Genomic DNA, 13047 nt, shown 5'->3' on the forward strand with positions numbered 1-13047 from the left:
GAATGAAATTTACTGACCTTTTTGTAAAACGCCCAGTATTGGCCTTGGTCGTCAGCACCTTGATCTTGCTGGCGGGCTTGTTTTCCCTGAATAAACTGCCTATCCGACAGTATCCTTTACTTGAAACCTCAACGATAAGTATCAATACAGAATATCCCGGTGCATCTGCTGAACTTATGCAAGGTTTTGTCACCCAACCCATTGCTCAAGCAGTGTCTTCGGTAGAAGGCATCGACTATCTCAGTTCTTCTACTGTACAAGGTCGCAGTGCTGTAACGTTACGCATGCAATTAAATCGAGACTCAACCCAAGCGTTAACAGAGGTGATGGCAAAGGTTAATCAAGTCCGTTACAAACTACCAGAACAGGCATTTGATCCAGTCATTGAACGTTCTTCAGGTGAATCTACCGATGTTGCCTATATTGGATTTTCCAGCGAACAACTGTCCTTGGCTGAATTAACCGATTATTTGTCTAGGGTGGTAGAGCCCATGCTGTCTACAATTGATGGGGTTGCCAAGGTACAGACCTATGGTAGTCAGCGTTTGGCTATGCGGATTTGGTTGGATGCCGATCGTTTGGCCAGTCGTGGGGTAACTGCCGCCGATGTCGCCAATGCGATCCGTCAAAATAACTACCAAGCCGCACCGGGGCAGGTCAAAGGCGAATTGGTGGTTTCAAATGTCAATGTTTCCACAGATCTCACCAGTATTCAGGACTTTAAAAATCTGGTGATACGCAATGATGCTCAAAATCTAATTCGTCTACAAGATGTGGCAACAGTTGAACTTGGCGCTGCTTCGACAGAAACAAGTGCCTCTATGGATGGTAAACCTGCAATTTTTGTCGGTCTACAAGCGACGCCTACAGGCAACCCCTTGGTGATCGTACAGGGAATTAAAGATAAATTGCCTGAGATCCAAAAAACCTTACCGCCGGGGGTTACAGTCAATCTTGCCTATGAAACAGCCCGTTTTATTGATGCCTCTATTGATGAAGTTTTACATACTTTTATCGAAGCGCTGATTATTGTTATTGCGGTGATCTATTTGTGTTTAGGTTCTTTACGTAGTGTCTTGATTCCTGTAGTGACAATTCCATTGTCAATGTTAGGTGCCTTGGGTTTAATGCTGTTATGTGGCTTTAGCATCAATTTACTCACGCTTTTAGCCATGGTACTCGCCATCGGCTTGGTTGTAGATGATGCAATCGTGGTGGTTGAAAATGTCCATCGGCATATTGAAGAAGGAGCATCCCCAGTTGCAGCAGCTCTGATCGGGGCACGAGAAGTCGCAGGCCCTGTAATTGCAATGACCATTACACTGGCCGCAGTGTATGCTCCGATTGGTTTAATGGGTGGATTAACTGGTTCCTTATTCAAAGAATTTGCTTTTACTTTAGCCGGCGCAGTTTTGGTTTCAGGGATTATTGCCTTAACCCTGTCTCCTGTTATGAGTTCATTTCTACTTCAATCCAAACAGCAAGAAGGTAAAATGGCAAAAGCAGCCGAATGGTTCTTTGAACATTTGACCCAGCTTTACAGGAAATTGCTCAATTTTTCCCTGCATCATCGTTGGATCACAGTGGTTTTTGCGATCGCTATTTTTATTAGCCTTCCATTGCTTTACCAACTCCCTCAAAAAGAATTGGCGCCCAATGAAGATCAAGCCAGTGTATTGGCAGCCATCAAAGCACCACAACATGCCAATCTCAATTATGCTGAGCACTTTAATCAAAAACTCGATGAAATCTTCTGGACTTTCCCCGAAACCAGTACCACGTGGATTATTAATGGTACAGATGGGCCTGCATCAAGTTTTGGTGGAACAACCCTTTCGACATGGTCTGAGCGAGTGCATTCTGCGGATGAAATTCAACAGCAACTTCAAGCCAAAGTTGGTGATGTAGAAGGCAGCAGTATTTTTGTATTCCAAAATCCTGCGCTTCCCGGTTCAACAGGTGGATTACCCGTACAAATGGTGTTGCGTAGTGCACAAGACTATTCAACCATTTATCCGGCGATGCAGAACATCAAACAAAAAGCCCGTGAAAGTGGACTTTTTGTGGTGGTCGACAGTGATCTTGACTTTAATAACCCCGTGATTCGAGTCGAGGTTGATCAGGCCAAAGCCAATAGTCTGGGTATTCGTATGCAAGATATCGGTGAAGCCTTAGCGACATTGGTTGGTGAGAATTATATCAATCGTTTTAGTATGCAAGGTCGTGCCTATGATGTGATTCCTCAAAGCATCAATACACAACGTTTGACAGCTCAAGCACTGACACGACAGTTTATTCGTACCGACCAAGACACACTAATTCCCTTATCGACTGTGGTCAGTCTAAGTGAACAGGTAGAACCCAATAAACTCACTCAATTTAATCAACAAAATGCTGCAACTTTTCAAGCAATCCCTGCCGCTGGGGTTTCCTTAGGTCAAGCTTTAAGTTTTCTGAAACAGGCTGCATCTGAATTACCGGCTGGATTTAGTTATGACTGGCAAGCCGATGCACGTCAGTATGTACAGGAAGGTAACGCTTTGATGTTTGCATTTTTAGCCGCGCTGATTGTGATTTATCTGGTTTTAGCCGCTCAATATGAAAGCCTAATGGATCCATTTATTATTTTAATTACGGTTCCACTGTCGATCTGTGGCGCATTAATCCCCTTGGCTTTTGGACTTGCCACAGTCAATATCTATACTCAGATTGGTTTAGTCACACTGATTGGACTGATTAGTAAGCATGGTATTTTAATGGTTGAGTTTGCCAATGAATTGCAAGTTCATGAAGGTTTAGATCGGCGAGCGGCCATTCTAAAAGCTGCTCAAATTCGTTTACGTCCAATTCTGATGACCACAGCGGCAATGGTGTTTGGGCTGATTCCACTCCTTTTTGCCACAGGCGCTGGTGCACATAGTCGCTTTGGTCTAGGGCTTGTGATTGTCTGCGGTATGTTGATCGGGACCTTCTTTACGCTTTTTGTCTTACCTACCATTTATAGTCTGTTGGCTCGTCAACACAATCAAGACCTTCACTCTAGCCGTTTACGAGAGCTACAACAGATTGACCAACAGGCGCAAAAATCATGACGTTGAGTAGGCTGAACAACCAGCATGCTGCTGTCTAAGCTTCTGTGTATGATCAGATCGCTTGAATATATTTTTTTGATGATAAAGTTCTATATCTATAGAACTTTATCAACTTTTTAGTGCGTGATTCTAATCACTGATTTAGAGCGACTGATTTTTCACTACTTTGTTCACTCATATTTTTACAGTTGGGTTTTGCCGATTTGATTGTTTTATGATTCTAGAATCTCATTTCGAACCCTGCTTTGATGGTACGGCCGGGAATCGGCATACCGATCACTGTACCAGGGTCAAAGTTATAACGATTGGTTAAGTTATCAACATTAAACGAGAGATTTAGATTTGGATTCAGTTTATAGCTCGCAAAAATATCAACTAAGGTTTCCGAAGAAATTTCGGTCACCGCACGCCCACTCACCCCTGTACCCTGTAACCAACCTTTAGGATTTTTCTTTTCAGAATGATATCTGGCACGTACCCCCACATTGAGTTTATTTTCAAACAAACTCTTGCCTAAGCTAATATTAAAAAGTTTACGTGGTGGCAAGCGTGTTGAAATCAGACTCCAAGAATCTCCGACCTCATTACAATCATCTTTCGTTGCTGGGCATACTTTCGGTGCTTGATATAAAGTTCCGTTCATGTTTACAAAGAAACTTGGATGCTGGTAAGCAAGATTAAACTCTAAACCTTTCAATACAACTTGCTCATAATTTAGAAAAGTATATGAGGTGGTATAAGGCAAAATAAAATCAGGCGTAATCTCATTAACAATCTCTTTACGTTGTACTCCTTGGGTAAGGAAATTTTGGGTTTGATTACGGAAATAATTGATATTGAATTTTAACTGATCTGCTTCAGTGAATACGTTATCGTTGTGCCCAATAAAGCCAAACTCTACAAGACGAGAATTCTCTGATTTAATCGGCAAATCTGGATCATAACTAAAGGTTTGTTTGGAAACTGTCGATTCAAACAAACTTGGACTGCGGTACATATTGGAAAGTTTTGCATAGACATCAATACCATTCAGCAACTGATAATTCAGCTGCGCCATCCAGTCGATCTTTCCATCATAATCTCGAAGCGCATAGCCTTTGTCATTTAAATCGGAATTGGCGACCGGTCTCATTGCGACATACTGGTCTCCATAATCCTTAACTTTTGCCTTATGCCATTTACTGCCTAAACTCAGGGTAAAATCTTTAAAGATATAATCGCCATTGAGAAATAGAGAGGACTCTTGACGTAATCCATCACGTGCGATTTCAGTATCAATAAGATTTTGTGGCTTCATCCGTTGCTCGTCATATGTCAGACCATAATTCAAGGTTAAAGCATCAATTTTACTGGTGTTTTCTAAATTAATCCCACTACGATAGTCCTGAAAACTTCCCCAGTATTGGTCGCCATAATGAGAATTGGCGATGCCAAGCATGCCATTGTGCTGGCGATATTTGGCATTGGTATGCCAAACCCCGAACTCTAAATCAAACCACTGATTATTCTTGGGCTTATAGGTATAGTTAGCACTGAATGCATTAATCGCTGCGGTTCCAAGGGACCATTGTGGCATGGTATATGCGCCCTCTATATATTTGGGTAGAACATAATCACCATCGATGTATCCCCAAGGTGGAGAGTTGGGATCAATCACTTGCGATCTATTCCAATAAAAAGCCATGACCTCACCCGCTTTTTGCATATGGCGGCGCATATTCACTTCAACACGATGTTCATCTGTGATATTCATGCCTGCTTTGATGATGCCTGAATCACTTTTATAACTGGTATTTACCACCTCTTGACCAGGTCCAACATCAACAATATCTCGCGCTTCATAATAATCAATGCCATGTTTTCCAGCATAGTAATTACCGACTTCACGTTTACTATAAGCAGCGACCAGATCGAATACATCATTCCGATAAGCAGCAGCGATTGTCCCAGCGCCATTTTGAAAATTATTCGAGGACAGTTTATTACGAAGCAGATAAGACATCTGTTCACGCTCATTATCTGAGGTCTGTGGTGCTTTGTTATTGTTATAAAAACTGCCTTTTAGCATGACACCTGATTGACGATTAGGCAGCAAAATATCGTTTGCACTGAGTGTACGCATTTTCACGATTCCGCCAATACCGCCCACACTAAATTTCGCTCGCGATGCGCCTTTTTCGACTTCAATCTGACTAATCAAATCCATATCGATATAAGTTCGGTCACTCTCTCCTTGATAGCCTCGAAAGGTATGGCTGGATTGTAGGCTACCATCAATAATTACAGGAACACGGCCCTCACCTTGTACTCCACGGATACCAATATCAATTGCACCCGCTTCGTTACGCAGGCTATTGACTTGTACACCAGCGATATCAGAAAACACATCACCATTCCCCGTGCCTCTAAATCGGCTAATGTGTTCACGATTCAGCTGTGTTGTATTGACCTTTTGTTTTTGTTGTACAGCATTGACTTTAATCTGAGGAAGCGTAACAACATCACTGTCCGTATTATTGAAAAGCGAAGGGTTATTTAACGGAGTGCTTTTATTTCCAATCGCAGTGTTTTTCTCTGTATTCGGTTTAGCTGAGCCAGATTTAGCAATTAAGACATAAGTTGAACCTTGCTGCTCTACCCGAAAAGGGTGATCTGTAAGCAAATAATCGAAGCCTTGCTTTACACTATAATGCCCGGTAATTCCTTTACTTTTCAGCCCTTTTAAAATATTTGCATCATAACTTAAGGCAATACCCGACTGTGCTGCAAAACTTGATAACACATAGCCCAATTGGTTCTCTGAAATTTGATAATATTTTTCTGGCGCTTTTTTCGCTGCCATTGAAACATTGGGAGTAATTTGTGCATAAACACCACTGATACAAAAGCACTGTATTAACATGGCCAGAGTTTGTTTTTTAAACTTCATAGGAACGCCCACACTTGTGAATGATTTTCATTTTCAATAATCATTACCCAGTGAATTGTTAAAACATGACATGAAAATTTATATTTTTTCTGGTCTGGTCCAAATCCAGATCAACCCAATCAGCAAAATGACCAACAGGCTAAGTTTTAAGTGCAGATGCAGTGAAGACACCATTAACATTGTCGTACCGAATAAAACACTCAATGTCATCATCCATTTACGTGAACGCGAAATCTGTTTAAAACCGCCACGATACTGTGCGAGCAACATTGCAAAATAACGATTTTGATGTAACCAACGATGCAAGCGTGCTGAACCTTTTGAGGCAAAAATTGTTGCCAAAAAGAGAAAATCAAAAGTTGGAATCCCTGGCAATACAATGCCCACCACAGCGAGAACAAGACACAAAATTGCCAAGATGATGCAGATCACACGCACCACTGAGGATGAATGTAAATTTGCGGATGGCGTTACTGGCAAAGACGCTAACAGCGTTAAGTCTTTGCCTTGTGTGTGATTGCTAACAGAAGACACTTTCTTCATGTTGAATGAATGTCTTTTAATAATGCGCCAAAATAATCAAAGGCTTGTTGAGCAGCGTAAATGATGCGATCTTGCTCGTCTTGAGTAAAGTCAGCCTGATCAAGTTCCTCAATAAAGTGTTTCCAGACTTTGGCCCGCCCTTCTGGATAGGCAGCTAAATTTCTCGCAGCAAAATCTGCGGAAAACCCCAAACTTTGTTGCGCTTGTTTAAATAAGAATGCTGCACCCAGCGTAGAACCTTCTGATACATAGATCCAACCCAGCGCTTCAGGAAAGCCGATCGTTTCAGTAACCAAGCCCAACGATTCTGGTTCGATCTGAAGGTCTTGTAGGTCTAAGTAAGCCGCTTGTGAACGCCCACGAATATCTAAATCTGAAATCAAGTCTGCAACCTTGGGATGTTGAAATAAATATTCGACATTTTTTTGAAAATAATATTGTGACAAAGTAAATTTTGCATAATGTGCGACATCTTTAAATACTTGGGCTTTTTCCATTAATTGATGCATATATTCATGTTGACTGGCTGTCTCTGTTTTTAAACGAGATGCAAGGCGGTTGAGTGTGAATGAGGTACTCATCAATTTTCTCCAGTTTGTTTGGTTTAACTGTATTACCCGCCTTGTCTGTAAAAACTGACATCATTTCTTAATTATTTTTACTTTTCTGATTTCCAGCTTTCGGCTGAATGCTCAACACACGATCCCCAAAATAACGTTCTACTTTGATTGGATAGCTGAATTGCAATGCTGTTTGTAAGGTGCCAAAGTCATTGACTGGATATGAACCTGAAACTTTTAACGACTTCAATTGAGGGTCAATGTCGATATATTGGTGTTGATAGCGCCCAACCTCTTGAAGCAATTTTTCCAACGGCATTTCAAAAGCCATGACCATATGGTTTTTCCACGCCAATATATTTGGATCTAAACTTTGTAATGCTTTAAAATTGCGATCATCAAAGCAGAGCTGCTCACCAGCATGGACAATTTTAGTGTGTTTGGACTGGTTCAAACTGACTTTCACTGCGCTTTCTATGACTCCTAGACAGGTTTGCTTTTCACTCTTGTTGAAATACTGAACATTAAATACAGTACCAAGCGCTTGAAGATTTGCCGATTCAGTTTCGACCAAGAATGGGCGATAAGCATGATTTTTTTCTTTGGCCGTACGTATTTGTATTTCACCATAATGTAATTTTACAATACGTTGTTGTGCTGTATAACGCACGTCCAAAGCCGTATGGGTATTTAATTGAAGTTGTGTCCCATCTTCCAGCTCAAGCTGTTTCTGCTGACCCACCGCAGTACGATAATCCGATAACCATCTATAGCGATAATCCGAGTTCCATAGCATGACACTGCCAAAACACAGAAAACAGGCAAACAACAATTGTTTGTTTAAATTAAATTGGGTATTTTTCTTGCCTTGCTGAATCAGCTGTTGCCCATCTTCGGGAAATTCTTCAAGGCTATACAATAAGCGTTCGGCTTTAGACCATGCAGCTTGGTGTTGGGAACTTTGCTGTTTCCATTGTTCAAATTCAAGCTGTTCAGTTTCATTCAATGGTGCGTGTTGGATTTTAATGATCCATTGCGCTGTTTCTCGATAAATTTGATCATGCAACATGCAGGCATTAATCCATAACAGCTAAACATTGACTCAACACTGAGACCAGATCACGCATCACGGTTCGGGTAGAAATATTTAAGCGTGTTGCAATTTCCTGTTGGGTCACCCCTTCTAATTGTGACCAAATAAAGACCTGTTGCTGGCGCTCAGGCAATTGATTGAGTAATTGATTAATCAAACATAAAGATTCAATTGCTGATATTTTTTGCTCAGGTGTAATTTCATCATATTCAGGTCTGCTTGAAAGCACCTCTAAATAGGCTTTTTCAATCGATTTACGTTGATACCAATTAATCAAAATTCCCTTGGCAACTGTGGTCAAAATTGCACGCGGCTGATCAAAATACAATTCATCTTTACGCTTTAAGATACGTAGAAAAGTATCATGGGCTAAATCAGCGGCATCTTCACTATGATTGAGGCGACGTTTTAACCATTGATATAACCAAGAATGGTGATGACGATATAGTGTGCTAATAGGATCAGACATACTTAAAGAGAATGAGAATTATTAACAATATCTTAGCAAAAAAATAAAGAAAATGAGAGCTCAGTTTGCCCTTTTAATTGAATTTTTTAATGTATCCAACTCATTTATAAGACTACACAACACACCCAAATGGGATATATGGTAAATCTTAAACAAAATTTAATTAAAAATTATTATAATTTTATCAAAATCTTATCGCTTTTAAATAAAAAATTTCTCGATCATCCTCAAGATGACCGAGAAACTGTTTATCACGTTTTGGCGATAATTTATTGACTGATCGCTTGATCCATATTTTTAGCAAATTGTTGAATATCACTGGCTTGAATTGTTGTTTTACCTTTGCCAATCACTTGAAATTGTTGTGCTGCCGTTTCCTGCATTTTGACTTTACCTGTTGCGATATTGGCATCAAAACGTTGCATAAACTCATCCACATATTCCTTCTCAGTAACAATATGATCACCATTCGCATCGGTTGCAAAATATTGTTTGTCACGCGCTATGAGGTAATCTCCAAGCGTTACATAGTTTTTCCCTTGACCATATTGGCTAATAAATTCGTTGATGTTACTTGGCATGGGCATTGAAATTGGTAGTTTCACGCGGAATCCATCATGCGTTGCATTACTATTGCCCGCTAATTTGGCATCTTCTGCATTTACTAAACCATCCAAGTTTTTATCAAACTCATTAAAGGTTTTTAAACCTGTCTCCTGAAATTCCTTTAGGGTCAGTTTCTGGTCTTTATTATTATCGAGAATGCCATAACGTACATGCACCTGTTTTTCTGACATTTCACGGCGCTGTTTAAGTAATGGCTCTAAACGTGCTTGCTCGTATTGAACAAACTGCACTTGATTGACTTTTTTATTTGCCTTAAACAATTCGGCATAGTCCTGAGTATATTGCTTAATTAAAGTGCTACTGTTCTGCTCTTTATTATTAGGATGGTAAAGCACATATAATGCATATGCCTGTTGATAAGCATTGGATTGATCGACTGTAGCAGCAATCGCTGATCCAGCAGTTGCCATTGCAGTTAAACTGGTCATCCATAGCGCCAATTTTTTCATGTTCGTTTCCTTGGAGGTGAATATTTGTTGAATTAAAAAATTCTTTCCATTTTGCTATTTAAAAAATCAATATTTAAATTCGATACTTGTTATATCGATTACCCTCATCATACCCCTATTCATATAGCTCAACAGGGTTTAAATTGATGAGGGAGAAACCTTATTCAATGATATTAATCATCATTAAATGTGTATATTTCAGGTCATCCAGTATCTTCAAATTAGAAGCAAAAATATGGATTACAAATATACACACACAATCAACAAATGAGAATAATAATCAATTACAATTTTATTTACAATAACAATGTGGCTAGATCTGCTTTTCAACCTTCAATAAAATCCACCAAAGTATTGAAAAATAATAAATATTTATAATTAAACTTCACTTTTGTATAAAAATTTGAACATGACTTTTGAGGGAGAATCTGTATTTTTGGATGATCTTACTGACTTAAAATTCGTATATTTTGTTGTTGTTTATATTTTACAATGTCATTTTCAGTTTAGCTTTTCCATCTCAATCATCCTATTGTTAATATAAAAACTTATTACATCTTTCTTTTTATTTCTATTTAATTTCTCATTATATTTAGGTTTGTTTATTTTTTATTTTGATTGGCGTTATTAAAATATAAACACTCAAATATTAATCATAATAATCAAGTATTATAAAAGCTCTAAAAGCAAAAAATATTAATTTTTAGGTTTTAGCATAAAATTGATTTCGTGATTTTTTATTCAAGGCTTGCTCGGCTTTTTCTAGGGTTGAGGATTTTTCATTGATGCCCTATTTCTGAGTTTGCTCGTGCTTTTATCCAGTCACTAAATGCTTTAACTTTAGGTAATTCGTTATTTTTCAATGATGTAATATAGTAATGCTGATCACATTTTAAATACATGTTTTTAAATGGCATTACTAGCTCACCACTTTCTAAGTCTTTTTCTACTAGTTTTTTACGTCCCATGGTAATACCCAAGTGATTTTTAGCAGCAATCAAAGCCAGATCAGATCGGTCAAAACTCATCTCTGAAGAATGATCCATATTTACATTAAAATGCTGCGTCCAACTGTTCCATTCATCTGCGCCTGTGCCGTTACTCCATGCTTGGCAGTCATGCAGCAATGTGCAGTTTTTTAAGTTGTCTAGATGATCGTAGAGGTTAAATTTTTCTGCATATGTAGGACTACATACAGGGATAATATATTCGTCCATTAAATGCTGATAATTCAATTGAAAAGACGGTTGATTGTCAAAATAAAGCGCAATATCAATTCCGCTACGTTGAAAATTTACATCCTCATTACCCGTTAAAACTGAGAGTTGGATCAATGGATAGCGTTGAATGAAATCAGGTAATTGAGGCACTAACCAACACTGAGCAATCGATGGTCTTGCATAAATCGTGAGTGAGCCGACAAGTTGCTGATTTTGCAATGCCTTAATTTCAACGTTTAACGAGTCTAATGAAAATTGTAAAGCAGCTAAAATCCGCTGTCCCTCAGTGGTTAACTTTACTTTACGATGCAAACGTAAAAACAGTTTGATATTAAGTTCTTTTTCTAACAAATTAATTTGGTGACTTACCGCACTTGGGGTTAAAGACAGTTCTTCAGCGGCGAGTACAAAAGACTCATGTCTAGCCGCAACTTCAAATGTATACAGTTTTGAGAGCTGAAAACCGGTTAGATTTTTATGTGCGTTGGTCATGCCTTTTTCCTTTTTGCTGAAACAAAATGATTGATCACATGCTTCTTGCTGTCCTATGCCCATATAAATAACGTATAAATCATTTAAAAATCAAAATTTATTTAGGATTTATTTTTCAAGTGAATTATTTTAACCCGTAGATCAAATATGATCGTTTGACGGATTTCTCTGGTTTAACTTCAATAGACAAAGAACAACTTTTGTCACAGAGATATATGGTATGGAAACCAATTTCGTGGATGTCGGTATATTATTAACCAGTATCGGGTTAATAATTTTCACTATTTTAAAATTTAAACTGCATCCCTTTTTAGCTTTGCTTCTGGCAAGCTTCTTTGTCGGTGTGGCAATGAAAATGCCATTACTGGATATGGTCAATGCAATTGAAAATGGGATTGGAAGCACCTTGGGTTTCCTTGCCACAGTCATTGCACTAGGTACCATTCTCGGCAAAATGATGGAAATCTCTGGCGCTGCTGAACGTATCGCCCTGTCTTTACAGCGATGTCACTGGATATCCAGTGATGTGGTCATGGTGCTGATTGGGCTATTTTGTGGCATCACTTTATTTGTAGAAGTTGGCGTGGTGTTATTAATTCCCTTGGCTTTTTCTATAGCACAGCATACCAAAACCTCTTTGTTTAAATTGGCGATTCCATTATGCACCGCATTAATGGCTGTACACTGTGTAGTACCGCCTCACCCAGCGGCGCTTTATGTCACCAATAAACTAGGGGCTGATGTCGGTATCGTGATTATTTTCGGCTTAATGGTGGGTTTAGCCGCCGCACTGGTTGGTGGCCCACTGTTTTTAAAATTGGTTGGTCAACGTTTACCGTTTAAAGCAGTACCTGTCGAATTTTCAAAGCTTACCTTAAAAGAAGAACACAACTTACCTTCTTTAAAAATCACCTTATTTACGGTATTTCTTCCAATCGGATTAATGTTAATCAAAACTTTGGCTGAATTAAATAGTCATACATCCACTCAGCTTTCACACATTTTAGGCTTTATCGGCAATCCGATCACCGCCATGTTTATTGCGGTATTTGTTGCCTACTACACCCTTGGTCTACGTCGTAATATGCGGATGGGAAGCTTATTAAAAGCCACAGAAGACTCATTTTCTTCAATTGCCAACATCTTATTTATTATTGGGGCTGGCGGTGCATTTAACAGTATTTTAAAAGCCAGTGGTTTAGCTGACTCAATGGCTGTCACGCTTTCCCACTTGCATATGCATCCAATTTTACTCGCTTGGTTGGTTGCGCTGATTTTACATGCAGCTGTAGGCTCTGCCACTGTTGCAATGATGGGCGCAACTGCAATCGTAGCGCCAATGTTACCGCTCTATCCAGATATTAGTCCTGAAATCATGGCGATTGCGATTGGTTCAGGTGCCATCGGTTTTACCATTGTGACAGACTCTCTATTTTGGTTAGTCAAACAATACTGTGGTGCTACATTAAACGAAACCTTTAAATATTATACCTCTGCAACTTTTCTTGCCTCGCTCACAGCATTGGGCTGCACCTTCCTGCTTTCTCATTTTATTTAAGCCTTTAGGAGTATT

The 13047-nt window shown here is 39.2% G+C and carries 9 protein-coding genes; 2 read left to right on the forward strand and 7 right to left on the reverse strand.

Annotated features, from left to right (window positions below; genetic code table 11):
- Window positions 1–2 precede the first annotated feature (2 nt).
- Complete coding sequence (locus tag AC07WY_RS08335; RefSeq protein WP_494736128.1) at window positions 3–3092, forward strand: MexW/MexI family multidrug efflux RND transporter permease subunit; 3090 nt, start codon at window positions 3–5, stop codon at window positions 3090–3092.
- 220 nt (window positions 3093–3312) lie between these two features.
- Here the strand turns inward: AC07WY_RS08335 and AC07WY_RS08340 are convergent, their stop codons facing one another.
- The 7 genes from AC07WY_RS08340 to dsdC all read right to left on the reverse strand — a co-directional run bounded on the left by AC07WY_RS08340 (window position 3313) and on the right by dsdC (window position 11474).
- Window positions 3313–6021, reverse strand: a complete 2709-nt coding sequence (locus tag AC07WY_RS08340; RefSeq protein WP_494736129.1) for a TonB-dependent receptor — start codon at window positions 6019–6021, stop codon at window positions 3313–3315.
- A gap of 78 nt (window positions 6022–6099) precedes the next feature.
- Window positions 6100–6564: a YbaN family protein gene (locus tag AC07WY_RS08345; RefSeq protein ID WP_494736130.1), complete on the reverse strand. Its 465-nt coding sequence runs from the start codon at window positions 6562–6564 to the stop codon at window positions 6100–6102.
- Entirely contained in the window at window positions 6561–7145 is a 585-nt protein-coding gene (locus tag AC07WY_RS08350; protein WP_494736131.1) for a biliverdin-producing heme oxygenase, read from the reverse strand. The genes AC07WY_RS08345 and AC07WY_RS08350 overlap by 4 nt, the downstream gene beginning before the upstream one ends.
- A gap of 67 nt (window positions 7146–7212) precedes the next feature.
- Window positions 7213–8193 carry a FecR domain-containing protein gene (locus tag AC07WY_RS08355; RefSeq protein ID WP_494736132.1) on the reverse strand — a complete coding sequence of 327 codons (981 nt, stop codon included), beginning with the start codon at window positions 8191–8193 and terminating at the stop codon, window positions 7213–7215.
- Window positions 8194–8200: 7 nt separating this feature from the next.
- Window positions 8201–8686 (reverse strand): sigma-70 family RNA polymerase sigma factor, encoded by a 486-nt coding sequence (locus AC07WY_RS08360; RefSeq protein WP_494736133.1) that lies wholly within the window; start codon window positions 8684–8686, stop codon window positions 8201–8203.
- A gap of 269 nt (window positions 8687–8955) precedes the next feature.
- Entirely contained in the window at window positions 8956–9762 is an 807-nt protein-coding gene (locus tag AC07WY_RS08365; protein ID WP_494736134.1) for a hypothetical protein, read from the reverse strand.
- Between the two features lie 779 nt (window positions 9763–10541).
- Window positions 10542–11474: a DNA-binding transcriptional regulator DsdC gene (dsdC, locus tag AC07WY_RS08370; RefSeq protein ID WP_494736135.1), complete on the reverse strand. Its 933-nt coding sequence runs from the start codon at window positions 11472–11474 to the stop codon at window positions 10542–10544.
- Between the two features lie 220 nt (window positions 11475–11694).
- On the opposite strand from dsdC, the gene dsdX reads away from it, so the two are divergent.
- Entirely contained in the window at window positions 11695–13032 is a 1338-nt protein-coding gene (gene dsdX, locus AC07WY_RS08375) for a D-serine transporter DsdX (protein ID WP_419336376.1), read from the forward strand.
- Window positions 13033–13047: the final 15 nt, after the last annotated feature.

It is taken from the genome of Acinetobacter sp. GW821-FHT01C12, assembly GCF_059422625.1.

Bases quoted from the DNA above. Each gene is read 5' to 3' on its own strand.
- AC07WY_RS08335 (WP_494736128.1), top strand. From the start codon at position 3: ATGAAATTTACTGACCTTTTTGTAAAACGCCCAGTATTGGCCTTGGTC.
- AC07WY_RS08340 (WP_494736129.1), bottom strand. From the start codon at position 6,021: ATGAAGTTTAAAAAACAAACTCTGGCCATGTTAATACAGTGCTTTTGT.
- AC07WY_RS08345 (WP_494736130.1), bottom strand. From the start codon at position 6,564: ATGAAGAAAGTGTCTTCTGTTAGCAATCACACACAAGGCAAAGACTTA.
- AC07WY_RS08350 (WP_494736131.1), bottom strand. From the start codon at position 7,145: ATGAGTACCTCATTCACACTCAACCGCCTTGCATCTCGTTTAAAAACA.
- AC07WY_RS08355 (WP_494736132.1), bottom strand. From the start codon at position 8,193: ATGTTGCATGATCAAATTTATCGAGAAACAGCGCAATGGATCATTAAA.
- AC07WY_RS08360 (WP_494736133.1), bottom strand. From the start codon at position 8,686: ATGTCTGATCCTATTAGCACACTATATCGTCATCACCATTCTTGGTTA.
- AC07WY_RS08365 (WP_494736134.1), bottom strand. From the start codon at position 9,762: ATGAAAAAATTGGCGCTATGGATGACCAGTTTAACTGCAATGGCAACT.
- dsdC (WP_494736135.1), bottom strand. From the start codon at position 11,474: ATGACCAACGCACATAAAAATCTAACCGGTTTTCAGCTCTCAAAACTG.
- dsdX (WP_419336376.1), top strand. From the start codon at position 11,695: ATGGAAACCAATTTCGTGGATGTCGGTATATTATTAACCAGTATCGGG.